This is a genomic window from Roseovarius sp. 217 (assembly GCF_000152845.1).
GTDB lineage: Bacteria > Pseudomonadota > Alphaproteobacteria > Rhodobacterales > Rhodobacteraceae > Roseovarius.
In genome coordinates, this window is record NZ_CH902586.1 from 165,416 (window position 1) to 190,477 (window position 25,062).

Here is a 25,062-nt window from a genome sequence, read left to right on the forward strand (position 1 = left end):
CCGATGCGGCTTTCGCATGTTCTGCAACTGTCGCTGAAGGAAATTCGCGGGCTGTTGCGCGATCCGCTTCTGATGGTGCTGGTCGCCTATGCCTTCACGCTCGACGTCTATGTCAGCGCGACCGCCATCCCCGAATCGCTCAACCGCGCCACGATCGGGATCGTGGACGAAGACGCCTCGCCGCTGTCGCGGCGCGTGGCCGATGCCTTCCTGCCGCCGTATTTCATGACGCCCGCCCAGATCGACATCGCGCAAATGGATGCGCGGATGGATGCCGGGATCGACACCTTTTCGCTGGTGATCCCGCCCGAGTTCCAGCGCGACCTGCTGGTCGGGCACCGGCCCGAGTTGCAGCTCAATGTCGATGCGACGCGGGTCAGCCAGGCCTTTACCGGGGCGGGCAGTATCAGCGCCATTGTCAATCAGGAGATTGCCGGATGGCTGGCGCGCGATGCCGCCCCGGCCGGGATGCCGGTTGATCTGGCCGTTCGAGCCCGTTTCAACCCCTCGCTCGACCCGGCCTGGTTCGGGGCGGTGACCTCGGTCATCAGTACGGTGACCATGCTGTCCATCATCCTTTCGGGTGCCGCCTTGATCCGCGAGCGCGACCACGGCACGCTGGAGCATCTGCTGGTCATGCCCGTGACCACCGCCGAGATCATGACGAGCAAGGTGCTCAGCATGGGCAGCGTGGTGCTGGTGGCGACGGCGCTTTCGCTCACTCTGGTGGTTCAGGCGGGGATGGGTATCCCGATCGGGGGATCGGTTGCGCTCTATCTTGTGGGCGCGGCGTTGCACCTCTTCGCGACGACCTCGATGGGGATCCTGCTGGCCACCATCGCAGGCTCTATGCCGCAGTTTGCCATGCTGCTTTTGCTGGTGCTGTTGCCGCTCGATATCCTGTCGGGCGGCGTCACCCCGCGCGAGTCGATGCCCCAAGCCGTGCAATACATCATGCTCGCGGCCCCCAACACGCATTTCATCGCGCTGGCACAGGGGGTGTTGTTCCGTGGGGCCGGGCTGTCGGTGGTCTGGCCGCAGCTTGTGGCACTGATGCTGATCGGGTCGGTGATGTTCACTTTGGCGTTGCGGCGTTTCCGCAAATTCCTGGGATAATCCGATGCGGGCTGTCATATTTTCTCTGATGTGGATCATGCTGCTCTCGGCCTGTTCAGCGCGGCCCGCGCCCGACCTGTTGCGACCGCAGATCGTGGCGGAACCTGCGGGTGCGCGCGTCGTGCGGGTTCACAGCGTGACGACCCGCGCGACCTATCCGGACGCCCCCTGGGCGTATGGGGCCAATCGCTCGGGCACGGTGCAATACGGCGCCTTCGACATCTCGATCCCGCCCGCGCATAAAACAGGGCAGATCGAATGGCCAAGCAGTTTCGGCAAGTCAGACCCGGCAACCGATTTCATCACCCGCCAGCAGCAACGGATGGGGCGCGCCAGCTTCCTTTCGCAGGTGGGGCGCGGCCAGATTGGCCTTTATGTTCACGGGTACAACACCAGCTACCAGGAGGCGCTTTATCGGCTGGCCCAACTGGCGACGGATGCCCAACTGGACGGAACTCCGGTCCTGTTCTCATGGCCGTCCGAAGGGCAGGTCGCCGCCTATCTGGCAGACCGCGACGGGGCGGATTATTCACGCGATGCCTTTGTCGCGCTGTTGTCCGACCTGACTGCCGGACGCAGTCGGAACGACCCGGTGATAGTGCTTAGCCACTCCATGGGCGGGCGGCTTACGATGGAGGCGCTGCGGCAGTTGAAACTGACCGGACGCGGCGATGTTCTTGATCGGGTCGAGGTCATCCTTGCCGCGCCGGATATAGATATCGACCTGTTCCGCAACCAGATCGCGACGGTTGGAAAACTGCGCCACCCGATAACGGTGCTGACCGCGTCTGATGATCGGGCGTTGAGGCTTTCGGCGCGGTTGGCTGCCGGCCGCACACGGCTTGGGCAGTTGGACGTGCGCGATCCCAACGTGCAGAAACTGGCCGTTGACACCGGGATTCGGATCGTGGACATCACCGCCTTGCCTGCCGGGGAAGACACACACACCCGTTATGTTGATCTGATTTCCTCGCAGAAGAGTATTTCGACCCACAATCCCTTCGCAGGTTTTCGGCGCGCGGGTGTCTTCGTTTTCAACCAGGCTGGCAATGCGCTCCGAGGCATCGGAACCGTCCTGGCCAACTGATCCTGGCCGACTGAATCGTCATTGCCGGTTGCTGCGTTCCGGCATGAACGGCGATCGGTAATACCGTGCCGCCGTTCATTTTGGCGTTGCGGCGTTTGCGCAAATTCATGGGATAATGCAAGGCGGGCGCGGCGTACCCGCCTTTGGCTACTTCTTCTCAGCCTTTGCGGAAAGCTCAGACTCCTTGACGACCTTTTGCGCCAGAAGCAGGCTGCATCCCAGTGCGTCGCTCAGTCCGGCAGCCACTGACCGGCTCATCCAGCGGGTCCAGAGGCTTTGCTGGTGATGCCCGACGACGACCAGATCTGCCCCGGATTCGACCGCGACATCTGTGATTTTCGTGACGGGATCGCCGACATCCATGCGGATCTCGGGTGCCAGCCCCATGGCGGCAAGTCTTTGATGGCCCTCGTCAAGGATCGTCTTGAAATCGGCCTGCTGGTGGGCAAGCACGCTGGTATCCGCGCCCTGCGCCAGCGCATTGCCCGCGACTGTCTCGACCACAGCCAGCAGGACCACCCCTGCTCCCGTGATCTGCGCAAGCCGCGCCCCCTCGCGCAGCGCCAGCCGGCCCTCGCGTGAGCCATCGTAGCACAGCAGGATCTTGTCATACATCTCTATATCTCCGGTGTCGGAATGGCGCTTGAAATATCGCTGTATCCATATTAATTAGCTATGCAACTATTTGCAAGCTGATGAAAGAAAAGAACGATGCAGGTCGACCCTGACAAGACCGAGATCCAGGAGCTTTTCGCACTCTCCCTGGCGTCGTCGTCGCGCATATGGAGGAGGTATCTTGACCTCCAGTTTCGAGAACTCGACCTGTCCCAGGCAAGATGGAGCGTATTGTTGGAGCTGTCGCGGAATGAAGAGGTGACGCAGGTCGAACTGGCGCGCACCCTGGGGATCGAGGCGGCGACGCTGGTCCGCCTGCTGGACGGACTTGAGAAGGCGGGGCTGATCCAACGTCGGCCCTCCGCTGAAGACAGGCGAGCCAAGACGCTGCACCTGACAAAGGCTGCGTGTCCTCTCATCATCAGGATGAAAGAGATTTCGGCGGCCAGCCGAGCAGCAATTCTTGAAGGAATTTCCCATCAGGACTTGCGTATTGCAACTCAAGTCCTGAGCCGCATCACGGCCAGATTGGAGGTCTTGAGCGATGGTCAGAATGGATGAAATAAAGACGGGCGCGGCCATTTCAGACGAGGCTTCGGTGAACGAACCGTTGCGGCATTCCCCGCCCAGGCGCAGCCGCATAAGATGGGCCAGACTGACCGTGATCGGCGCCGTGATAGCCGTTGCCGTCTGGCTGGCCGCACCTTGGGCGATCGCACGATTCACGACGGTGCACATCAACGATGCCAGGATCGCGGCCAGGGTCGTCACCGTATCAAGCGAGGTTGCCGGAAGGGTCACGGCGATTCCGGTGCTGCTGGGGGACTTTGTCAAGAAAGACGATCTGATCGCCGCAATTAACCGCGAATCCTCGCAGACGCAGCTTGATGCCGTCCTTTCGAAACTTGCCGCAACCGACGCGCAGCTTTCCGAGCTTCAGGCGCGCAAGGTGTTGCTCGACAAGCAGCTTTCGGCGCGGCGGGACGCGGCACTGGCGGGTATCGCCGCCGCAGAGGCAAACCATGAGGCATCGCTTGCCGTGCTGACGAACGCCCGGACCCGTCATCAGAGGGCGATCAAGCTTGCCGAGCAGAATATCACGTCGCAGCAAGCCCTCGACGAGGCCCGGGCGGCGCTGGACACCGCTGCCCAACAGGAGCGCGCGGCTTTCGCGGCGATCGAAAGCGCACGGGCCAGTCTGGCTATCGTCGAGGCCGATGCAGAGCAGTTGAATGTGCTGGAGTCCCAGATTGCATCCCTTCTCGCCGAACGATCCGGCACCGAGGCCGACCGCAGAATAAAGGAGATCGACCTCTCGCATCGCCAGGTAACTGCGCGGTTCGACGGCATCGTTGACGCGACCTTTGTCGATGTTGGTGAATATGTGACACCGGGGACACGCATAGCGATGTATCACGCGCCCGATGATGTCTGGATCGACGCCAATGTCAAGGAGACCGAGTTCGGCAGGATTCATGTCGGGTCGCGGGCAAGCATAACCGTCGACGCCTTTCCCGGCCGGACCTTTGAAGGCAAGGTGATCGGAATGGGCGGGGCCGCGACCAGCGAGCTTGCGCTTCTGCCCAGCCCCAACCCTTCGGGCAATTTCACCAAGGTGACCCAACGCCTGCCGATCCGGGTGGTGATCGACACCGACGGCAGCATGCTCAGGCCCGGCATGATGGTCGAGGTTTATGTCGATGTCGCAGATTGACCGGTATTTCGAACGTTACGGTCCCGCCTACAAGTGGTTGGCGACGGGCAGCATCATGGTCGCCACCATCTCGGTCGTGTTGTCCACGACGATCGTGAACGTCGCCATCCCGGCGGTCATGGGCGCCTTCGGCATCAGCGCGGTGCAGGCGCAATGGATCTCGACCGGCTTTCTGGCAGCCATGACCGCGACGATGCTGCTGGCCGATTGGGCCAACCGCGCCTTCGGGATGCGGCTGACCATGATCACCGCGATGGGCGTATTCCTTGCCGGTTCTGTCCTGGGCGGCCTCGCACCGAACGAAACCGTCCTGACACTGGCGCGCGTGGTACAGGGGGCTGCCGCGGGCATCGTCCAGCCGCTGGCCATGATCATGCTGTTCAAGGTGTTTCCGCCAGACAAGCGCGGCGCCGCCATGGGGATCTATGGCGTCGGCGTCGTGCTGGCCCCGGCACTGGGCCCCTGGATCGGCGGCGTGCTGATGGATGCCTTCGACTGGCGGTTCGTCTTCTATCTGGGCCTGCCCTTCGCCGGCCTGGCGATCCTGCTCGCGAACCTGTTCCTGCCGACCCGCGAAGAAAGCGGTCCGATCCCGGCCTTCGACTTTGTCGGGGTGGCGATCCTGTCAATCTTTCTCGCCGTCCTGCTCAGCACGCTATCCAACGCGCAGCGGCTTGGATGGGATACGAACATCATCCTGTCGGGTTTCACGATTTCCGGTGCTTCGGCCATCGCCTTCATTACTTGGGAGATGCATACCGACAGGCCGATGCTCGACATGCGGCTTTTCGCGAATTTTGCCTTTTCCTCGGCGTCGGTTGTTGCCTTCATCATGGGGGCGGGACTGTTCGGCTCGACCTACCTGCTTCCGGTCTTCGTGCAGCAAATTCAGGGTATGACGCCCACCCAGGCCGGCCTGCTTCTCATGCCATCTGGCTTTGCCATGCTGGTGGTCTTTCCCATCGCGGGGAGATTGTCCGACAAGGTGCCCCCACCGGTCCTGATCGGCAGCGGCATGTTGGTCTTTGCCTGGTCCTCGTGGCTGATGGCTGAAGCAAATGTCCATACGGCCTTCTGGGCCCTGGCCTGGTGGACGGTCCTCTCGCGTGTGGGGCTGGGTCTGGTGTTTCCCGCTATCTCGTCAGGAGCGCTCAAGGTGCTGCCGCCGCACCTTATCGGCCAAGGTTCGGGGGCTTCGAATTTCATCCGTCAACTTGGCGGCGCCTTCGGGGTGAACCTTCTGACCGTGTTCATCGAGCGGCGCACGATCATGCACGCGGATGCTTTTGCCGCAACCCAGACCAGCGACAACGCCGCGACAATGGAATTCTTGCGCGAGGTCGCCGGCCTCATGCACAGCTCGGGGCTGCCGGACACTCAGATCATGCCCGCCGCGGCATCGTTCCTGGGCCAGGTCGTGGTGATCCAGTCCTCGAACGCGGCCTTCCACGACAGTTTCCTTGTCGTATGCGGTATATTCCTGCTCGCGCTGGTCCCGACCTGGTTTATGTGGCATGCCCCTTCGCCGGCCGCATGACAGGGGGCTGAAGCAGCCCCCAAAACGCAGGTTTTTGCTCCTGATGTCACGCGCGCCATCGGGTGGTGGCGCGCGCTTTTGCCGGGACGGGCCGCCGATCAGACCCCGGTCAGGCCAGCCCGTGCCGCGAGAAGGGCAGCTCGCGCACCGCAATGCCGGTGGCGCGGCGTGCGGCATTGGCGACGGCAGGGCCGATCGGCGGGGTGCCGGGCTCGCCGATGCCTGTCGGCGCCTCGGTGGAGCGGACGATATGCACCTCCACCTGCGGCATGTCGCTGATGCGCAGCGGGGTGTAGTCGTAGAAATTCGATTGATCCACCTCGCCATCGGTCAGGGTGATCTCTTCGCGCAGGATCGCCGACAGGCCGTAGCCAAGCCCGCCCTCGATCTGGGCCACGATGTTGGAGGGGTTGATCGGCACGCCGCAATCAACGCCGCAGGTCACGCGTTCGACCTTGACGGTGCCATCCTCGCGCATCCGCACATCCGCCACCTCGGCCACATAAGAGCCAAAGCTCTTGTGAACCGCTATGCCCCGCGTCAGCCCCTCGGGCACCGCGCCGGCCTTTTCGACCGCCAGTTCCAGCACGCCGCGCGCGCGCGGATCGGCTAGGTGGCGCAGGCGGAATTCCACCGGATCGGCCCCGGCGGCCTCGGCCAGCTCGTCCATCATCGTCTCGACGACATAGGCGGTGTGGGTATGCCCGACCGAGCGCCACCACAACACCGGCACGCCGACGCGCGGATGATGCACATCGACCGTCCAGCCGGGAATGGCGTAGGGAGAGCTTTCGCCCAGCCCCTCGACAGAGGAGGCATCGACACCGCCATGCACCATGTATTGCTCGAACGCGGTGCCCATGACGATGCTCTGTCCGACAAGGCGCTGCTGCCAGAAGGCGATCTTGCCCTCGGCATCCAGCCCGGCGCGCACCCAGTGCATGTGCATCGGGCGATAATAACCGCCGCGCACATCGTCCTCGCGCGTCCAGACCAGCTTGATCGGGCGGGCCTGCCCGTGGGCCGCAAGCCAGGCCTTTGCCACCATCGCGGCCTCGGCCACGTAATGGCTGTCATAGATCGCCCGCCGCCCAAAGGAGCCGCCGCCCCAAACGGTATTGACCTTGACCGAGGCCGGGTCGAGCCCCAGCACCTGCGCGCCGATCATATGATCCAGCGTCTGAAGCTGCGAGCCGGTCCAGAAATTCGCTGTCTCGCCATCAAACAGCACGGTCACGTCGAGCGGCTCCATCGGAGCATGGGCGAGATAGGGAAAGAAGTAATCCGCCTCGATCACCTGCGCGGCCTCGGCGGCCGGGGCCTCGGCGCTGTAATGCTCAATGCCTTTTTGATCCAGAAGCGCGGTGTATTCCCTACGCAGCGCCTCGGTGCTGCGGTTCTCGGCCTTGGAGAAATTCCACTCCGCCGAGAGCGCATCGCGCGCCTGAATCGCCTGCCAGGTCGAGGTGGCGATCACGGTGGCACGGTCGGGCAGGCGGATGATGTCGATCACGCCGGGCATCTCGCGGGCCTTGGCGTCATCCAGACCGGCCAGCGTGCCGCCGAAGCGCGGGCTGCGCAGGCTGACGGCATAGGCCATGTTTTCAAGCTTCACGTCCATGCCAAACATGCCGACCGCGCCTTCTGTCTTGCGCGCCACATCGACGCGCGGGAAGGACTTGCCAATATAAACCCACTGATCGGGTGTCTTGAGCGTCACGCTTTCGGGCACCGCCTGTGTGGCGGCAACCTCGGCCATCTCGCCAAAGCTGGCGCTGCGATCCCCGGCGCTGATCCGGCCGCCCGAGATGCTGACATTGGCGGGATCGACGCCCCAGGTTTTGGCTGCGGCGGCGACCAGCATCGCACGCGCGGTGGCCCCGGCCTCGCGGTATTGCTGCCACGAATTGGCCATCGCGGTGGACCCGCCAGTGCCCTGCACGCCCAGAAGCGTGTTGACGTAAAGTTCGGCATTGGCGGGCGCGAATTCGGTCGTGACCTGGGCGGCATCGGCGTCCAGCTCGTCTGCCACCAGCGTGGCAAGGCCGGTGGCAGACCCCTGCCCCATGTCGAGGTGCTTGACGATCACCACCACGGTGTTGTCGGGGCGGATATGGACGAAGGGCATGGCAAGCACGCCATCAGCGCCGCCCTGTGCGTGGGCCAGTTTGGGCTGCAATGCAGCGCCCAGCATCAGGCCGCCCGTGGCCCCGGCAGAGAGTTTCAGAAAGCCCCGGCGCGACAGGGGCGCGGACGGGGCAGCGTTAGCAAACAATCGGTCCAGCATCTCAGCCCTCCATGATTTCGGATGCGCGGTGAATCGCCTTGCGGATGCGCACATAGGTGGCGCAGCGGCACAGGTTGCCATCCATCGCCGCGTCGATGTCGTCATCGGTTGGTTTCGGCGTCTCGCGCAGCAACGAGGCCGCTGAGATGATTTGCCCCGACTGGCAATAACCGCATTGCGGCACCTCGAGCTCGCCCCAAGCCTTGCGGATCGCCTGCGCGGCGGCATCCTGCGCGCCCTCGATCGTCGTCACCTCGGCCCCGTCAAGATCGCCTACAAAGGTCTGGCAGGAACGCACTGGCACCCCGTCCAGAAGCACCGTGCAGGCCCCGCAGGACGCGACCCCGCAGCCAAACTTGGTGCCGGTCAGGCCCAGCTCGTCGCGCAGCGCCCACAAAAGCGGCGTGCCCGCATCCGCCGCGATCTCGCGCGGGGTTCCGTTCACTGTCAATTTGATCATCGCTCTGGTCTCCTTTTCCGTCAGCCCAGATCCGGCGCGGTCGCCGCGAAGGTCTCATCCGCGCTCAGCCGGTCCCACCAGGACTGCATCCCGTCCACCGACAACAGCGCCGGGCCATCCTCGGTCATGGTCGCGTAGGCCATAAGCGGCCCCAACAGGTAATCCGCATAACCGGGAGCATCGCCGCCACCAATGAAGGGGGCATCGCCCTTGTTCTCGATCACGAGCTTCGCCAGGGTCCGGGCAGAGCCGAGGTTGGCTTTCCGGGCCTCATCATCCTTGCCGCCGACAAGATCGGGGAACAGGTGATAGGCAACAAAGCCGATGATCGCGCCATAGCCGTAACTGTTGATGAGCGCGACGTTCTCGTCGGCCTTGGCGCGCGCCCTAGCATCAGCGGGGAACATCGCCGGTTCGGGATTGCGCGCATCAAGGTAACGCACGATCGCGTCCGTCTCGCGCAGGCGCATTCCGTCGATGTCCAGCACCGGCACCTTTCCGAAGGGATGGCGCGCCAGATGCTCGGGCTCGCGCGGCTCGCCCGTCAAGACATTGACCGGCACCTGGTCATAGGCAACGCCCTTGCGCGTCAAGACGCAGCGCACCGTCCGCACATAGGTCGATCCATCAAAGCCGTAGAGTGTCGTATCGCTCATGATTACCTCTTTTCTCATGGGGTTGAAGGGAAACTTGACCCAGTTCCGGACCCGCCCGTTGCAGATCCGTCAAGGCTGTCAGACAGGATGCTGACAAGGCGCAATGTCTCGTCGCGCAGCGTTCGCGCTGCGTCGATGCCAAAGTGTTCCAGAATATTATCCGCAAGAGTCGCCGGCACTTGCGCCGCGCGCCCATGCAGGGCCGCACCATCGGACGTCAGTCGCACGACAACGCGCCGCTCGTCCCGCGTGTCGCGGGTGCGGTTCAGCAGGCCGAGTTTCTCCATGCGTTGGAGTAAGGGGGTTATGGTGCCACTATCCAGGTAAAGCCGCCGAGCAAGATCGCCGACATAAACCTGCTCAGACTGCCACAGTACCAGCATCACCAAATACTGGGAATAAGTCAGCCCAAGCGGCTCGAGAAGCGGGCGATAGGCGCGCCCCAGCAGGTTGGTCGCTGCATAAAGCGGAAAGCAAAGCTGAGTGTCGAGACACAGCATATCCCCTTCGGCGATCCGGGTCGAACCGCTCATTGCGACACAGCCCGATCGGATATCAAGAGGGCATAGGGATCATCCCGCGCACCGCACAAGAGCGCGCCGTCCCGCTGCCTCCCGTTACGCGGGATGTGCCTGGGCCTGCCGAGGCCCGTGATCCTGGTATCACAATGAGTAACGAGCATATGGGACCTTTGGCTGATTTTTTGACCGTTGATGAAGTATGTAAGTCTCAAAGTTTATCTGGCAAGCCAGTTTATGGTATTCCAGATATATGCTCGCATTAGGGACCGACCTTGAGCGAAACGCCAGGCGCGGGTTTATGATTTCGTGTATTGCGCCACCAACGCCTATCTACTAGAAGGTAGTCCATTATGCAAGGCCTCGGAGCATCTCGTTCGACCGGGTCATCACAAGCAAAAGGAGACGACAGGATGGAGCTCAACGCGGATTTTTCCCGGCGCGTCATCGTGCATTCGGACCGGATCGACTGGCAGCCCTCGCCGATGAAGGGCGTGGATCGGCGTATGCTCGACCGGATCGGTGACGAGGTGGCACGCGCCACGACGATCGTGCGCTATGCGCCGGGCAGCAATTTCTCGGCGCATACCCATACCGGCGGCGAAGAATTTATCGTCCTGGAGGGCGTGTTTCAGGATGAACATGGCGACTATCCCGCAGGCACCTATGTGCGCAACCCGCCGACCACATCTCACACGCCGCGCTCCGACGAAGGCTGCATCATTTTCGTCAAACTGTGGCAATTCGATCTCTCGGACCGGACCCAGTTCCGCAAGGATATGGCGGCAGAGCTTGGCGCGATGGTCGATGGTGTGGCCACGGCGACTCTCCATGCGGATGACCGCGAGGTGGTGACCTTCCACAGGCTCGATGCCGGCGCGACGCTGACATACAAGGCACCCGGCGGGACAGAGATGCTGGTCATCGACGGCAGCGTCACAGGAGGGGGCGAAGTTCTGGAAAAAAATGCTTGGCTGCGCCTGCCCGACGGCGACGAACTCGCTGCGACGGCGGGCACCACAGGCGCGTCGCTCTGGATCAAGACCGGACACCTGCGCCATGCCACGGTGGCGGGCCAATGATCCGTTATCCGAAGACGGTCTGACACATGCAGACCGAAACCCTCATCATCGGCGGCGGGCTGTCAGGCCTGGGCGTTGCCGCGCGCCTCACGGCCGATGGCCGGGATTTCCTGCTGGTGGAGGCCAGGGATCGGTTGGGCGGGCGCATTCTGACCGAACGGTTGAATACCGCGTATTTCGATCTTGGCCCGACTTGGTTCTGGCCCGGACAACCGCGAATCGCAGCGCTGGTCAACCGGCTGGGACTGTCCCGGTTCGACCAACTCGCGCATGGAGATATAATCTATCAGGATGAGCAGGGTCAGGTCTTGCGCGGGCACGGTCGTGCCGCGATGCAAGGCTCGTTTCGGCTGCGCGGCGGTCTGGCCGCGTTGACCAACGCGCTCGCGCGAGAGATCCCGAGCGCGCGGATTCGCATGGCGACCCCGATTCAGGCCCTCGCGCGAACCGACGGACTCATCGTCGCAAGCGCGCAAGGCGGCACCGAGATTCGCGCACGCAACGTGGTGCTGGCCTTGCCACCGCGCATAGAAGCACAGCTGTCGTTTTCGCCAGGCCTGCCCGACGACGCGCTGGTCACGATGAAGGGTATTGCCACCTGGATGGCCGGCCAGGCCAAGGTCGTTGCGGTCTATGATCGCCCCTTCTGGCGCGAGGCGGGCCTGTCGGGCGACGCGATGAGCCGGGTAGGTCCTATGGTGGAACTCCACGACGCCAGCCCTGCCGAGGGTGGGCCCTATGCCCTGTTCGGCTTAATCAGTGTACCAACCGATGCGCAATTGCTGCGTCAGCAGGTGCAGGCGCAACTCGGCCGCCTGTTTGGGCCTTCCGCGGCCGAACCAAGGCAACTTCACCTCAAGGACTGGGCCTTTGACCCCTTCACCGCCACCGGGCGGGACCATCAACCGCTTTTTGCGCATCCGAGTTATGGCCTGCCCCGATCCCTTGCGCGGCTTTGGGGAGGAGACCTGATCCTTGCCGGCACCGAGGTCGCCCCGCAATTTGGCGGCTTTCTGGAAGGAGCACTGGAAGCGGCAGAGCTTGCGCATCTGCATCTCAACGCAGTAGAGAGTTGAGCCCGATGGTCAGTGACACCAAAACCGCCCTGATGGATATCGCCGAGCACGCGGCCCGGTCGCGGGGAGTCGACGGGTTCAGCTATGCCGACCTCGCCGGGGCCATCGGTATTCGAAAGGCTTCGGTTCATTACCATTTTCCCACCAAGGACGATCTGGCCAAGGCTCTCGTTGAACGATACCAGGCCAAGCTTCGCGCTGAATGCAACGCCATCGATGCCGTCCACGCAACCGGCGGCGCGCGCCTTCGGGCAGTGATCGCGTTTTACCGCTCGGCCCTGGCGGACGGCAAAGAAGTCTGCCTGTGTGTTGCCCTTTCCACCAGCCGCGAAAGCCTGTCCAAGCAAGTGACCGAAAGGATCGGTGACATAAGGGCCATGATGGTCAGCTGGCTCAAGACCGTTTATCTGCGCGGGGCAGACGATCATACGATCGAGTGTGTGCAGGACCCGCTGGCTGAGGCGTACGCGACGCTTGCGCTGCTTGAAGGGGCGCATCTCGCCGCGCGAACGAACGGAAATATCCTCACATTTGATGCCGTAACCGAACTGATAAGTGACCGTTGCCGATAGAACACATTTCGCCTTTGCGGCGAATTCGACCCCGAGGTTGATCTGATCCCCAGAATGTGGACCTTATTAATCGGGCATTTTCCGCTACGATTTTCTGGTCGGAGGAAGAGCGGTCTCAACATCACGTGCGTAAGGTCTGGCCAACGGAATCGCCAACATAAGCAAAGGAAAGAAATGGCGGATGCGTGGTCATCAGACGGCGCACAGCTCGTGGCATCCGTGCCCGCGGGCGGTAAGGATGGCGGGTGCCATTTGGAAGGCTCAGAGTCTCCCGCTGTCCCTAATATTTTCCCACCTAAACGCGAAGAAAGCAAGTCTCGTGAGGCAGATCAATGATGCATGTCAATGACCCGAAACCACGCTTCGTACAAGCGTCACGTGTCAATGAGCGTTCAAAACTGACCCCGTGTTTAATTTTGACCCACCTATGCGGTGCAAACCCCCCAGGCGCACCGTCCTCATGTAGCGAGTCCGTCTGGGCGCTTTGGCAGTGTCCCAACGATTGCTGTAAGAGGCCGCGCGCGGAGTCCCCGGCGTAGCTTGTTTTGTGCGAACCGGTATGACGTGTTGCCGGTTTCGATAATGGTGCAATGATGGGTTACGCGATCCTAAAGCGCGGTTGTCATCTTGGCATCGCCGAAGACTGAGACCCACTCGCCGAACTCCAGATCGGTGGTGATGATGACGCTGGTCTTCTCACAGAGCTTGCTAATCAGATGGATGGAGGAGGATTAAGAAACCGGTTTGGTAGACTGTTTTCCTGACGACCCAATGCGCCGCCGGACTTGGGGAACGGGATGTAGCCCAACTCGTCGATTATGACGCAGCCCAGGGCCGAGAGCTGTTGCTTCACATTCTGAATGTCGATTGACGCGATATAGCCGAATTCATAGAGATGTGCCAAAGACCTTTTAACGGCATGCGAAGGCACGGCGGATCGTGTGCGCCGGAAGTAACGGGTATAGTTGATATACTTGCGCGAAAACGACTTCTGGCTCAACCTTGAAGCTGAGGCGGCACAAGGCTTTCGGTACGCCTCTTGCAGTCTGCGGCATGGATTTTGGCGTCGTTTTCGTCTTTACTTCGGAAGACGACTGACACGGCGGATGGAATATTGTCGAAGACTGTTATCGATGCACGGGTTTCCGGCCTGATCGGGCGCTTCTATGAGGCGATTGTGGATGATGTGCTTTGGACGGGGATCGCCGCCGATATTTCGGAGACGCTGAACTCCACGAGCGCCGTGCTGAAATGGCACGGGGCGGATGACGATATCCGGTTGCTTGAGCACACCGATAATTTGCGCATTGCCGATGATAAGCAATCCTGGGCAATGCACTGGCACCGGCAGGATTTGTGGGTGGAACGCTCGTCTCGTTTCGGCGTGTCGCGCATCGTCACCGACCATGATCTTGTGACGCCGGCGGAACAGCAACAAAGCGGCTTTTATCAAGAATGGCTGCGCGCCCTTGATATATTCCACATGGTCGGCGGGGTATTTCTCGGCGGCGACGGCGCACTTGGCGTGCTCGGCATTCACCGCCCGGAACGCGCGGGCGCGTATACCGATGCAGATCGGCACAAAGTGTCGATCTTATTGCCTCATCTGCAACGCGCCTTCTGGCTGGGCCGGCAATTCTCGAAGGCGGCGGCGCAAAGGGCGCTGGCCGATGAAGCCCTTTCGCGCATTGATGCGGCGGTCTTCGCCGTGGATGCGCGCTGCAACATCGTCACGGCGAATGCGCGCGCGGACGCGCTGCTGCATGCGGGAATCCATATTTCAGGCGGGCGCGGGCGATTGAGACTGGCAGATGCAGGGCTGGATCAGCGCATGGCACGGCAAGTGCGATCCTGTATCCGGACCGCGCTAGGTCGCGCGGCCCCTCTCGGGGCGGCTTTGACGATCCCGCGCACGGAGCGTCTGCCGCTCACGATGATCATCGCACCCCTGCCACCGTCCGGTTTCTTTTTGTCCGGTAACGCAGCCGATGCCCGGCCTTTGGCGCTGGTCATTGTGCGCGATCCGGAAGCGCCCGTGCTTGCGATTTCCTGCTTGCGCGATCTCTTCGGATTCACCCGCATGGAAGCTGTGATAGCGGCCGATCTTGCAAGCGGTCTGTCGCTCGATGCCGTCGCCGAGCGGCGCGGAATCGGCGGCGCGACCGTGCGCTCCCACCTCAAACGCATTCTCGCCAAAACCGGCACGCACCGGCAGGGGCAAGCCGTGGCGCTAATCGCCCGCTGCGTAGCGGGGTTACAGACGGAACATGCATTTCTCCCCTGAAAAGGGGACGAAACCCGCCACACACAAGCTTATCGTAGAGCGAGCGGGACCGCCTTGCGACAGTCGGAGCGCACGTCACAGCGCCCCCCGGTCAAGTTGTCTTGTATTTGTAAGCGGAGAGCGCCTTGGACTCGAACACCGCCGCGCGGCAGCACGCAAACCCTGCTCATCAGCGCCCCGCTTGGTTGCGCGTATTACTGTGGGTCGGTGTGGCCTTCATCTTGTTCAATACGCTGGGCGCGGCGCTGTTCTTTGTCTCGAGGCCAAGCATCAACATCGGTACACTGGTGCGGCTGGCGCTGGTTGGCGCGGTGGTGGCGCTGCCTTTGTGGAAGTGGCACGGCATGCAAGTGCTACGCACGTGGAACAATCCGAAGGTCGCCAGCTTCACGCGCCGCGACGATCCCGCAACAGGCGGCATTCTGTTCGACGTGGAACCCGCCCGCGCGGCGCGTGTGCCTGCGCTGCCGCTGTTCGCGTTCGCCGTGTTCCTCCTGCTGAATGCGTTGTTGGTGGGCACGCGCTCCACCGGAGCCTTCGTGGGTCTATATGTCGTAGCGCTCGTCTGCATCGGCGTTGGCTGCACCTTCGTGCTGCCCGGCGCGCGCGACCGCAAACCCGTCAAGGTCTCGGTCGCGCGGCACGGCTTGCAGAGCGGCGACATCGGCATGCCGCTCAACGTCGTCACCGATTTGCGCGTGACGCTCGGCGGACTGGTCGTTGACCGCGACTCGCTCATGCCGGGGCGTAACGGCGTTTCCACCGCTGCCATGGCCGGACGCCACATGGGGCGACGGCAAGCCGCGCGCGGCTATGCGGTCACAATCCGCGCCGATGGGGAAAGCCAATCCATCCTGCTTTCGGGCGGTCTCACGGAAGATTGCGCGCACGCCTTGACTGCCGATCTTGGCAAGGCGATTGAGATTGAGCGGGGGAAGCTGGCCGCCGTACCTGCGGCGGCCAGCGTTGCCAGATAGACGGGCAAACATATGATGAAGCAAAGCATGATCGTGGCCGCACTCGGCCTCTTGATCGCCGGGTGCAACGCAGCGGCGGCTGATCCCGCGCCCATCGAAGATGAAGCGGGTTTTCTTGCCCGCTGCAAGGCCGAAGGCGGCTATGACTGCGGCGTTAAATGGCGCTGGGCAGGCAATGCCGCGCAGATGGCCGACGCCCTGCTCGCGCTTGCGCCCGAGACGGACGGCGCGGCGGCGACCGATCTGCGCGCGGGTCTTTCTGCCGTGCAATGGTCATCCGCAACGGAAGGTATGCTGGGTGATCTGAACGTAACGCTGCCCGCCAACGGCAAGCTCGCGTTTCGCTGGATGAAGCAAGGCGCGGAAGGTCATTACGATCTGATCGAGGCGCTGCGCATGCGTGGGGTTGCGTTCGACTCCCTCGGTTGCCCGCAATATCCGGGCGCGTCCATGGGGCAGGAAAAGGTGATGATCGCCCGCGCCGATGGGCGCGCACCTTTCGTATTGACGGTGTATCACCGCGCTGCGCCCTTGAGCATGGAATACGGCGTTTATGAGGTGGATGCGGATTTCAGCGGGACGGTGCCGGATCGCGTAGCGCTCGTGGCGGGACGCTATCCCGGCGGCGGGGGCCGCGCCTTCACCGTCGATCCGACAGGATGGGCGCAGACCTGTCCCGATCCGGGCCTGTAACCAGACGCGCCCTAGAGCGTTTCAGGTTTAGACGGAAGCATAGCCTGCGTTCTTAAGGTAGTTGGCACACTCGTCGGGGGTGAAGCGGTTGAGGATCGTTCCGACGGAGCGCCAGAGCGTGTCCCGCGATCGGGGTGCTGCGGTGCGCATCCAGTGTTTGAGCTTTGCGAACGCCTGTTCGATCGGATTCAGATCCGGGCTGTAGGGCGGCAAGAACAGAAGGTGGGCACCGGCCGAGCGGATTGCCTGCCGCACCGCTTGGCTCTTGTGGCTGCCGAGGTTGCCCATCACCATAACATCGCCGGGTCTGAGGGTGGGACCAGAACCCGTTCGACATAGGTTCGGAAGATGTTGCCATTCACGGGACCGTCGAACACCCAGGGCGCATCGATGCGGTCATGGCGCAGGGCGGCGATGAAGGTAGAGGTCTTCCAATGCCCGAAGGGCGCCGCGCCGGGCAAGCGTTCGCCTTTGGGTGCCCAGCCCCGCAGCGGGGCCATGTTCGTCTTCACCCAGGTTTCATCAATGAAGACCAGCCGCGTCGGATCAATGCGCCCCTGATGGCGCTGCCACCTGTCGCGACGACGCTTCACATCGGGGCGCTCACGCTCATCGGCGACCATTGTCTTTTTTTGAAACTGAACCCACAGCCGCGCAGAAACCGCCAGACGGTGTCGTGGCTCACCGCGATCCCGCGCCCGGCCAACATCTCTTGCAGCATCCCCAGCGTGATGTGCGGACGGGACTGCACCTGATCCAGAAGCCAATCCCGGTGCGGTTCAAGAATGGGGCGGCGATAGTCGCCCATCCGCGCGGGGCTCACCGACCCGGTCTGCGCCGCGCGTTGCATCCATTTCACCACGCTCGACGGCGCGACCCCGAACCGCGCGGCAACGCAACGGCAGCTCGCCCCAGACTGCATCGCTGCGACAACACGCTCCCGAAGGTCGTCTGAATACGGTTTCGTCATCCATGCTGTCCTCCTTCACCAGTATGGAGTCTGAATCACAAATCAGCCATCAAGGGAATCTGGAGGGTTCTGTGAGGTCGCGGGAGACAACGGTGGGATCACACATGCACTGTCCGCGACCTCATTGAAGCCGGATTGAACGAACCCGCGGGTTGGTTTTGCGCTATGGGGATTGTGGTTCTGGCGCGGGCCCGGGGTGGAGGGCGCGAGGGCGGATATGCAGTTCGATGGGGCCGGCTGGGCGGCCGCCGGGGTCGGTCTCAGCCTCTGGGGATCGGTGTAGCGATCCGGTTGGTGTTTTATTGCCTCGTGGAACGGTCGGAGCCACCATGATCGCGGTGCCAGCCTGCAAAGCACATAGCCGGTCCTCGGGGGAGCCGGTTTGCGATCATGTACCAGTAATCTGCCGTAGACGTTCATGTGCTGTCGTTCCAGAATGGCCCGCCGGGTGGCGCCTGGCCGTGATACCAGATGGCGATCGTGACCATCGGGCGACCGCAGCAGGGGCATGGACGCGGAGTGGGCGCGACCTTCGCCATGGGTTCGGCGCGTCCCTCTGCTTTCGGCACCTGAGCAGCCAGCATTACCCTGCAGGCCGCGAGACGGGCGGCGCGCTGGCCGTTGGCGAGGAAGCCGTAATGGCGGATGCGGTGAAAGCCATCCGGCACGGTATGAAGAAGAAAGCGTCGGATGAACTCTCCGACTTCGAGCGTCATCGCCCTGGGCCGGCGGCCATGGCGATAGTCGCGCCAGCGGAACGTCACCTTGCCATCTGCAATGCTGACCAGACGTGAATTGGCGATGGCGACCCGATGGGTATACCGGCTCAGATAGGCCAGCACCTGTTCCGGCCCGCCAAAGGGTGGTTTGGCATAGACCACCCAGTCTTGACGACCGGCTGACGTCAGAAGCCGGGCGAAGGCCTGCGGGTCGGCGCGTTCAGCAATATCACCGAAGAACTGCAGCTGTCCGGCCTCGAAGGCAGTGCGCAGCGCCTGCAGAAACAGCCGACGAAACAGGCGCGACAGCACCCGGAACGGGAGAAAGAAGTTGGGACGGCAGGCGATCCAGCGCGTGCCATCGGATGACGGGCCGCCGCCCGGAACGATGCAATGGAGATGGGGATGATAACTCAGGGTCTGACCCCAGCTGTGCAGCACCGCGATGAGACCGATCCCGGCACCGAGATGTTTGGGGTCGGCGGCAACGAGGCGCAGCGTCTCGGCGGCTGTCCTAAACAGGATGGCGTAGACGATCGTCTTGTTCTGGAAAGCTATGGATGCAATCTCGGCGGGCAGCGTGAAGACCACGTGGAAATAAGGCACCGGCAGAAGGTCGCCCGCCCGCGCTTCGAGCCAGTCGCGCGCGGCCGCACCCTGACACTTGGGGCAATGCCGGTTGCGGCAGGAATTATAGGCGACACGGACTGTGCCACAGGCCTGGCAGCCCTCGATATGGCCGCCAAGCGCGGCCGTCCGGCACAGTTCGATCGCCGACATGACGCGGCGCTCCACGCGTCCGAGGTGGCCGTCGTGAGCATGGACGTAGGCAGGGCCATGGCGGCGGAAAATATCCCCCACCTCCAAGGCGGATGACATGGCGCGATCCTCAGCCGGGCGGCACCACCTCAAGGCTCAGGCGATCAAACGGACTCTGCGTCTTCGCGATCGTCGTCGTGGCAACTTGCGTGTAACGCGCAGTCGTCGACAGGTTGCTGTGCCCGAGCAGCACCTGGATAACGCGGATATCGACGCCGCTTTCAAGTAGATGCGTCGCAGAACTATGCCGCAAAGTGTGGACGCTGACCTTTTTGGTTAATCCCGCCGCCTTGGTCGCGGACCGACAGGTGGAATGCAGCACCTGCACATCGATGGGCTTGTCGCCACGCCCGGGAAACAGCCAATCCTTTGGTCTTGCCAGGCGCCAGTAGGTTCGCAAGATGCCGAGAAGCTGTGGTGAAAGCATGACCGTGCGGTCCTTGGCGCCTTTGCCATGACGGACCTGCAGAACCATACGATCACTGTCGATATCCGTGACCTTCAGACTGACCGCTTCCGAGGCGCGCAGCCCTGCGGCGTAGGCTGTCGTCAGGGCCGCGCGCGCCTTCAGCGACGGCACTGCCTCAAGGAACCGCACGACTTCATCGGCACTTAAGGAACATCTGAAAACCTCGTACTCTGAGCGGGTTGGGATAGGCTGGGCGGGACGAAGAAGGATGCCCCGTGATGCCCAAGCAGCCCGCCTTTCCCGGCCTCCGCCACGCGACGAAGACGAAGCAGACGCGGCGGGAGAAGTTCCTCGCCGAGATGGAGGTGGTGGTGCCATGGACCCGGCTGCTGGCGCTGATCGTGCCGCATTACCCGAGGGTGGGGCCGAAAGGCGGGCGCCCGCCGATGCCGCTGGAGACGATGCTTCGGGTGTATTTCCTCCAGCAATGGTATGCGCTCAAAGATCCCATGGCCGAGGAGATGCTGTACGACAGCGACGCCATGCGCCGGTTCGCGGGCATCAAACTGGGTGACGACCGGATCCCGGACGAGACCACGATCCTCAACTTCCGCCATCTGCTGGAGAAGCACCAGCTGACCGAGAAGCTGTTTTCCGAGGTGAATGGCCATCTCGCCGACCAGGGCATCACGCTGTGCTCGGGCACGTTGGTGGACGCCACGATCATCGACGCGCCGTCTTCGACCAAGAACGAGGCGAAGGCGCGCGACCCCGAGATGTCGTCGACAAAGAAGGGCAACGACTGGTTCTTCGGCATGAAGGCGCATGTCGGCGTCGATGCTCAGAGCGGGATCGTGCATAGCCTGGACACCACCACGGCCAAGACACACGACAGCCAGGTCTGGGACGAACTGCTGCACGGTGATGAAACGTCGATCTGGGAGGACAAGGGCTATGTCAGCGCCGCGCGCGAGGCCGCGTTCTCTGGCCCCGAAAAGTTCTGGGGCGTCATGCGCAAGGCGCCGAAAGGCGGCACGCTTCATCCCGTCGACGACGACATCAACCGGATCATCGCCAAGGTGCGCGCACGGGTCGAGCATCCCTTCCGCGTGCTCAAGCGCCAGTTCGGCTACATCAAGACCCGTTATCGGGGGCTGCCCCAGCAGAGCAGTCGTGCTCATCAACTGCGCGATCTCGTCGGCGGTCCAGATGTGCGGCAGGACGCGGGCGTGCCGATCCGTTCCGAATACATCGGTCGCCGGCAGCTCGTGCCGTGTGTCCTCGGCATGCATGGCGAGTGCGAAGCGGCGCACGGTCAGCAGGCGGTTGCGTCGTTGCGCCGGCGAGGGTGCCTCGCTGGCCCATGCGATCGTGCGGGCGGCCAATACGACACTGTCGCCATACGTCTCGGCAAATGCGACGAAGCCGCGCAAAAGTCCTGCCTGGACGCGGAACTTGAAGCCGAGAGCGCGATGGAGCGCAACATACCGTTTGAGATCATCAGCCAGCATCACGCGTCCCCCGGCCAGGGTTGCGCGATCAAGCACAGCGTCGCGAGATCGACCTTGGCATAGTGGGCAGTGGTGTCAGGCGATTGGTGGCGCAATACCGCGCCGATTGCATCGAGCGTCGCGCCCGCCCGAAGCATGGCCGTCGCCGCCGAGTGACGCAGAAGGTGGGCTCCCTGCGATGGCGCGTCGCTGATCCCGGCTCGCCGGAGGGCGGAGCGGACGATGGTCGAGACCACGTTGGAGCTTGCGAAGGGGACATACGGTGCCGCCGAGCGCAGAAAGATCCTCCGCTCATCCACCAGCGGGCGGGCATCCTCGAGGTAGGCGAGCAGCGCGTCGCCAGCTTCCTGAGGCAGAGGCAACCGCACCTCACGCCGCCGCTTGCCGCGAACGCGGACCGTGCCCGCTGCCCAATCGACATGGTTGATCTCCATCGCCCAGATATCGTGCGCGCGCAGACCAAGCCGAGAGAGCAAAAGAAGGATCGCCCTGTCCCTGATCCCATGAGAAAGGGAGAGATCGCACCCCTCGATCAAGCGGGTGACATCCTCGGGCAACAGATAACGCGGCAACGCCGACAACCTCCAGTCTGGCGTCGGCGGCACGGCATGATCGAGACCGGGGCGGCACTCGCCGCGCGTGGCCAGGAACCGAAGATAACCACGCAGCGCCATCGCCATCGTCTTGACGTAGGCAGCGGAGCAGCGCGTCCCTTCATCGAGGATGACCGCGCGGACCCGCGACGCATCATATGCGTCGGGATCGACGCCCAAAGCCGGCAAAAGCCGAGAGACCATGCGGACATGCCGGGCAATGGTCCGCTCCGAGAGGCCACGATGGCGCCGCAGCCATTCACCGAAGCGTGCGACGGAAGGATCGACAACCAACGCTGCAGGCGCGACCTTCGGGATGATGCCGCAGTCGCCAAGGTAGTATGTGAATCGGTGAACTCGCCTCACATACTTGGAAGAGAGCCGATCAGATGACCGATTGCCGCCGCACCGGCACTTATGCCGCGCGAAGCGTTCCAGCGCATGCTCGTCGAGCGCCGAGATGGTCAAGCCCGAGAGCGCGAGCCATGCCCCAAGATGACGGGCTGAGTCGGTATATCCCTTGATCGTCAGCGCGGTGTAGCCGAGGCCAGACAGGTGAGCCGCATAAGCGACAATCGGCTCGGCAAGCTCGCCTGCCTCCATATGCCCCGGCCGAACTGGCAGGCGTTCATCAATATTGGTCATTGGCATTCTCCTCATTGGGCGCAAAGACGCGCCGGAGGAGTAAGCCTAATTATGCGGAGTCTTACGACATTGGCAGATATGCAGACCTGTTGAATGGGAGAAGAAAAATTAGCCTGCAGATCTGCAGCTTTGCATAATCATGGACTCGGCATAATTCCTGAAGTCCACTGGCCGCGTCGAGACCAGAACCCGCACGCGGTTTGACGGGAACATCATGGCCGCGCCCCGATTGCCCGCACGATCTCGGCAATCCGGTCAGAACTGGTGGTGCCATCGACCCGGATTGTCACACGACCTATCGCAATCTCGATGGGTTTACAGGACAACCCGTCAGGCTTTGTGGGCTGCCCGGCGACAGCCAGCACATCCGCACCGCCGCCACCATCCGACACGACGATCGGTGCAAAACAGAAGCTGTCATCTTCAACCGCAGGTAAAACCAACCGGCCATCACGTGCCCGACTACGCCATTCCGATAAATGGTTCGCCCGCAGCCCATACCGCGCCGCAACTGCATTCACGCTCACACCTGGCTGCAAGCTCTCAGCAACGATCCGCGCCTTTATCTCATCCGGCCAGCGTCGCTGTCCGTTGGTCCTTATGTCCACCCCGTAATCCCGGAGAAACTCCAACGTAGTCGCCATCGCGAAACTCCTGCACCGATCTCCATCGGACATGGCATCGCAGGTCAGACTATCGGGCAAAAGGTGAGGGCCAGCGACCGCTTACCTTGGGGCGGGAAGTGAGGCGCGGCATGATCGAGCCTGATCACCCCCAGCTGTCCATCGGGCAGCAGTGCAAGTTGTTGTCGATTTCGCGCTCGTCCTTCTACTACACACCCAAAGGCGAGACCGATCAGAACCTCAGCCTGATGCGTCAGATCGACGAGCAGTTCTTGGAGACCCCGTTCTTTGGTGTCCGCCAGATGACCTGGCACCTGCGCAACGAGCACCATCTGGTGAACGAGAAGCGGATACGTCGGCTGATGCGCCTCATGGGGCTGATGCCGATCTACCAGAAGCCCAACAACACCAGCAGGCCGGGACGCGGGCATAAGACCTACCCCTACTTGCTAAGAGGTCTGCGCGTGGATCGTCCGAACCAAGTCTGGTGCTCGGACATCACCTACCTGCCGATGCGGCGCGGGTTCCTGTATCTGGTCGCCATCATGGATTGGCACACCCGCAAGGTCCTAGCCTGGCGCATCTCGAACACGCTGGAGGCCGACTTCTGCGTCGAGGCGCTCAACGAGGCTATCCACAAGTTCGGCCCGCCGGAGATCATGAATACGGATCAGGGATCTCAGTTCACGTCCTTTGCCTGGACAGACAGACTGCGTCGATCCGGTGTTCGCATCTCGATGGATGGAAAAGGCCGGTTCCTCGACAATATCTTCATCGAGCGGCTATGGCGGACCCTGAAATACGAGTGCGTTTACCTTCACGCCTGGGAGACCGGATCAGAAGCGAAGGCGGGCATCCGCAAATGGATGACCTTCTACAACTCTGCTTCATTACGCCCATCTTTCTATGTTGTTGAAGGGAATAGGTTTTGTTGATCTGGATGTGATACTGCGGGGTGTTTTGGGTTTTGTCGCGCCGGTTTGTTGAGTTGTTGTGCCGCCGGTTTTGACAATTCCGTTCGCTCGAATATCCACGGTCCGTCAGTGAGCGGGTGTTCAGCTTTGGTTTCACCTGCTTCTGCTGCCAACCGCAACGTTCTGGGTGCCACCTCGAGAAGCTTGGCCGCGTTGGAGAGGTTTAGCCAAGGATCGAGATCATTGGGTTCAACCTTGAATACGGGAATCTTGCGGTAGGACCGTAATGCTGTGACCCGTTCCTTGGTCCAGCGGTTGCCGTTTCCGGTGGCAAGACCGTTCCGGTTCAGGACTCCAGCGATGACATCGTCGCTGGCGATCCGTGCAAGCTGGCGGACTGCTTCAACAATATCAGGTGGTGTTGCATTGCGCTGTCCTCGCTGACGCTTTGGCAGGCGGATTTCTGTATGGGCACCGCCGGCCCAATGAATCAACAAAACGATCTCGGATGCATCGTCGTCAAGATCTGCCACTACTTCACGGATTACCGTGCGGACAATCCGCTTCTTGAGCTTGGCATCTGTGCCCGGCGCAAACCAGACGCGCTCAAGATTGGTCCCTAGGGCTGCCAGGTCTTCCACCGGTAGCGTTGTCGCGTTCGAACTGGTCGTATCGTGGTGCGCGAGCTTCTGCTCGATCTCCTGGACCCGTTGAAGCATCCGGTTCCAACGGGCTTCCAGTTCTGCAGTCACCAAGCGGTTCTCAGGGTCCGATGCATCATACTGTCGGAATGCACGGTCAGTCGCATATTGCGCCGCCTCCAGATCACGGCTGAGCGCATCGCGAACCTGATCCCGTTGACGCACCGCTTGCCGGGCGGCCGCTTCAGCGGCGGCGATCGCGCCGGGGCTGACCACCTGCAAGAGCGCATGTTCAATGGCATCATCGACCCGCAATCCGCCAAAAGCGATGCAGCGCGCTTCGCCATTGTCCAAGAGGCCACGCCAACAGGAGTAACGCGGGACATCATGCTTCTTGCCGGTGTAGCGAACCGTCAACTTACGCCCGCAGCGACGGCAGCGCAGAAGTCCGGCCAAAAGGGCGGAACCATGCTTGGCCGCGCCGTGATGTCGGCTCTGAGGGACGTTGTCGCTGACCATTTTGCGGATCGCCTCTGCCCTATCC

General features: G+C 62.3%; 21 protein-coding genes and 4 pseudogenes. 13 read left to right on the plus strand and 12 right to left on the minus strand.

The annotated features are described in order from the left end of the window. Nucleotides 1-3 precede the first annotated feature (3 nt). Nucleotides 4-1,116, plus strand: coding sequence for an ABC transporter permease (locus ROS217_RS21905; protein WP_009820033.1), 1,113 nt, complete (start codon nucleotides 4-6; stop codon nucleotides 1,114-1,116). A 4-nt stretch (nucleotides 1,117-1,120) separates the two neighbouring features. Then, nucleotides 1,121-2,203 carry an alpha/beta hydrolase gene (locus ROS217_RS21910; protein WP_050766493.1) on the plus strand — a complete coding sequence of 361 codons (1,083 nt, stop codon included), beginning with the start codon at nucleotides 1,121-1,123 and terminating at the stop codon, nucleotides 2,201-2,203. 147 nt (nucleotides 2,204-2,350) lie between these two features. On the opposite strand, the gene ROS217_RS21915 is transcribed toward ROS217_RS21910, so the two are convergent. After that, nucleotides 2,351-2,818: a universal stress protein gene (locus tag ROS217_RS21915; RefSeq protein ID WP_009820035.1), complete on the minus strand. Its 468-nt coding sequence runs from the start codon at nucleotides 2,816-2,818 to the stop codon at nucleotides 2,351-2,353. Nucleotides 2,819-2,914: 96 nt separating this feature from the next. Between ROS217_RS21915 and ROS217_RS21920 the strand changes: the two genes are divergently transcribed. From ROS217_RS21920 to ROS217_RS21930, 3 genes are read left to right on the plus strand one after another with little or no spacing between them, the layout of a single operon-like run. Continuing rightward, the gene (locus ROS217_RS21920; protein ID WP_009820036.1) at nucleotides 2,915-3,379 is read left to right on the plus strand and encodes a MarR family transcriptional regulator; all 465 of its coding nucleotides are present in this window, start codon (nucleotides 2,915-2,917) and stop codon (nucleotides 3,377-3,379) included. Continuing rightward, a complete protein-coding gene (locus tag ROS217_RS21925; protein WP_009820037.1) occupies nucleotides 3,372-4,532 on the plus strand; it encodes an HlyD family secretion protein in 1,161 nt (386 codons plus the stop codon). The genes ROS217_RS21920 and ROS217_RS21925 overlap by 8 nt, the downstream gene beginning before the upstream one ends. Continuing rightward, on the plus strand, nucleotides 4,519-6,069 hold the full coding sequence (locus tag ROS217_RS21930) for a DHA2 family efflux MFS transporter permease subunit (RefSeq protein WP_009820038.1): 1,551 nt from the start codon (nucleotides 4,519-4,521) through the stop codon (nucleotides 6,067-6,069). The genes ROS217_RS21925 and ROS217_RS21930 overlap by 14 nt, the downstream gene beginning before the upstream one ends. Before the next feature lie 109 nt (nucleotides 6,070-6,178). Here the strand turns inward: ROS217_RS21930 and ROS217_RS21935 are convergent, their stop codons facing one another. From ROS217_RS21935 to ROS217_RS24935, 4 genes are read right to left on the minus strand one after another with little or no spacing between them, the layout of a single operon-like run. After that, the gene (locus tag ROS217_RS21935) at nucleotides 6,179-8,356 is read right to left on the minus strand and encodes a xanthine dehydrogenase family protein molybdopterin-binding subunit (protein ID WP_009820039.1); all 2,178 of its coding nucleotides are present in this window, start codon (nucleotides 8,354-8,356) and stop codon (nucleotides 6,179-6,181) included. A 1-nt stretch (nucleotide 8,357) separates the two neighbouring features. Further along, a complete protein-coding gene (locus ROS217_RS21940; protein WP_009820040.1) occupies nucleotides 8,358-8,816 on the minus strand; it encodes a (2Fe-2S)-binding protein in 459 nt (152 codons plus the stop codon). Between the two features lie 20 nt (nucleotides 8,817-8,836). Further along, a complete protein-coding gene (locus ROS217_RS21945; protein ID WP_009820041.1) occupies nucleotides 8,837-9,472 on the minus strand; it encodes a glutathione S-transferase family protein in 636 nt (211 codons plus the stop codon). Nucleotides 9,473-9,486: 14 nt separating this feature from the next. After that, complete coding sequence (locus ROS217_RS24935; RefSeq protein WP_009820042.1) at nucleotides 9,487-10,005, minus strand: MarR family winged helix-turn-helix transcriptional regulator; 519 nt, start codon at nucleotides 10,003-10,005, stop codon at nucleotides 9,487-9,489. Nucleotides 10,006-10,403: 398 nt separating this feature from the next. Between ROS217_RS24935 and ROS217_RS21955 the strand changes: the two genes are divergently transcribed. From ROS217_RS21955 to ROS217_RS21965, 3 genes are read left to right on the plus strand one after another with little or no spacing between them, the layout of a single operon-like run. Continuing rightward, complete coding sequence (locus ROS217_RS21955) at nucleotides 10,404-11,072, plus strand: cupin domain-containing protein (protein ID WP_009820043.1); 669 nt, start codon at nucleotides 10,404-10,406, stop codon at nucleotides 11,070-11,072. Between the two features lie 26 nt (nucleotides 11,073-11,098). Continuing rightward, nucleotides 11,099-12,148, plus strand: coding sequence for a flavin monoamine oxidase family protein (locus ROS217_RS21960; protein WP_009820044.1), 1,050 nt, complete (start codon nucleotides 11,099-11,101; stop codon nucleotides 12,146-12,148). A gap of 5 nt (nucleotides 12,149-12,153) precedes the next feature. Then, on the plus strand, nucleotides 12,154-12,720 hold the full coding sequence (locus tag ROS217_RS21965) for a TetR/AcrR family transcriptional regulator (RefSeq protein ID WP_009820045.1): 567 nt from the start codon (nucleotides 12,154-12,156) through the stop codon (nucleotides 12,718-12,720). 458 nt (nucleotides 12,721-13,178) lie between these two features. On the opposite strand, the pseudogene ROS217_RS25150 reads toward ROS217_RS21965, so the two are convergent. Then, nucleotides 13,179-13,543, minus strand: a pseudogene (locus ROS217_RS25150) (ATP-binding protein); the annotation flags it as partial. A gap of 291 nt (nucleotides 13,544-13,834) precedes the next feature. On the opposite strand from ROS217_RS25150, the gene ROS217_RS21970 reads away from it, so the two are divergent. The 3 genes from ROS217_RS21970 (at nucleotide 13,835) to ROS217_RS21980 (ending at nucleotide 16,674) form a co-directional block, all read left to right on the plus strand. Continuing rightward, nucleotides 13,835-15,004, plus strand: a complete 1,170-nt coding sequence (locus ROS217_RS21970) for a helix-turn-helix transcriptional regulator (protein WP_009820046.1) — start codon at nucleotides 13,835-13,837, stop codon at nucleotides 15,002-15,004. A 125-nt stretch (nucleotides 15,005-15,129) separates the two neighbouring features. Further along, nucleotides 15,130-15,981 (plus strand): hypothetical protein, encoded by an 852-nt coding sequence (locus ROS217_RS21975; RefSeq protein ID WP_197060304.1) that lies wholly within the window; start codon nucleotides 15,130-15,132, stop codon nucleotides 15,979-15,981. Between the two features lie 12 nt (nucleotides 15,982-15,993). Beyond that, on the plus strand, nucleotides 15,994-16,674 hold the full coding sequence (locus ROS217_RS21980; protein ID WP_009820048.1) for a hypothetical protein: 681 nt from the start codon (nucleotides 15,994-15,996) through the stop codon (nucleotides 16,672-16,674). A 27-nt stretch (nucleotides 16,675-16,701) separates the two neighbouring features. On the opposite strand, the pseudogene ROS217_RS23805 reads toward ROS217_RS21980, so the two are convergent. The 3 genes and pseudogenes from ROS217_RS23805 to ROS217_RS22000 all read right to left on the minus strand — a co-directional run bounded on the left by ROS217_RS23805 (nucleotide 16,702) and on the right by ROS217_RS22000 (nucleotide 19,969). After that, nucleotides 16,702-17,644 (minus strand): annotated as a pseudogene (locus ROS217_RS23805) (IS630 family transposase). A gap of 416 nt (nucleotides 17,645-18,060) precedes the next feature. Beyond that, nucleotides 18,061-19,242 (minus strand): IS91 family transposase, encoded by a 1,182-nt coding sequence (locus ROS217_RS21995; protein ID WP_009820053.1) that lies wholly within the window; start codon nucleotides 19,240-19,242, stop codon nucleotides 18,061-18,063. A 10-nt stretch (nucleotides 19,243-19,252) separates the two neighbouring features. After that, complete coding sequence (locus ROS217_RS22000) at nucleotides 19,253-19,969, minus strand: tyrosine-type recombinase/integrase (protein WP_198134954.1); 717 nt, start codon at nucleotides 19,967-19,969, stop codon at nucleotides 19,253-19,255. Here ROS217_RS22000 and ROS217_RS22005 point away from each other — a divergent pair. Then, nucleotides 19,870-20,778: pseudogene (locus ROS217_RS22005) on the plus strand (IS5 family transposase); the annotation flags it as partial. The gene ROS217_RS22000 and the pseudogene ROS217_RS22005 sit on opposite strands and share 100 nt — an antisense overlap. Nucleotides 20,779-21,101: 323 nt before the next feature. On the opposite strand, the gene ROS217_RS24830 reads toward ROS217_RS22005, so the two are convergent. Both ROS217_RS24830 and tnpA read right to left on the minus strand, forming a co-directional pair. After that, nucleotides 21,102-22,340, minus strand: a complete 1,239-nt coding sequence (locus ROS217_RS24830; protein WP_157046750.1) for a tyrosine-type recombinase/integrase — start codon at nucleotides 22,338-22,340, stop codon at nucleotides 21,102-21,104. 212 nt (nucleotides 22,341-22,552) lie between these two features. Further along, nucleotides 22,553-22,984 carry an IS66-like element accessory protein TnpA gene (gene tnpA, locus ROS217_RS22015; protein WP_040652219.1) on the minus strand — a complete coding sequence of 144 codons (432 nt, stop codon included), beginning with the start codon at nucleotides 22,982-22,984 and terminating at the stop codon, nucleotides 22,553-22,555. Nucleotides 22,985-23,049: 65 nt separating this feature from the next. Between tnpA and ROS217_RS22020 the strand changes: the two are divergent. Next, nucleotides 23,050-23,844, plus strand: a pseudogene (locus ROS217_RS22020) (IS3 family transposase); the annotation flags it as partial. A gap of 23 nt (nucleotides 23,845-23,867) precedes the next feature. On the opposite strand, the gene ROS217_RS22025 reads toward ROS217_RS22020, so the two are convergent. Further along, a partial coding sequence (locus tag ROS217_RS22025; RefSeq protein ID WP_009820059.1) for a zinc ribbon domain-containing protein occupies nucleotides 23,868-25,062 on the minus strand: 1,195 nt, incomplete at its 5' end.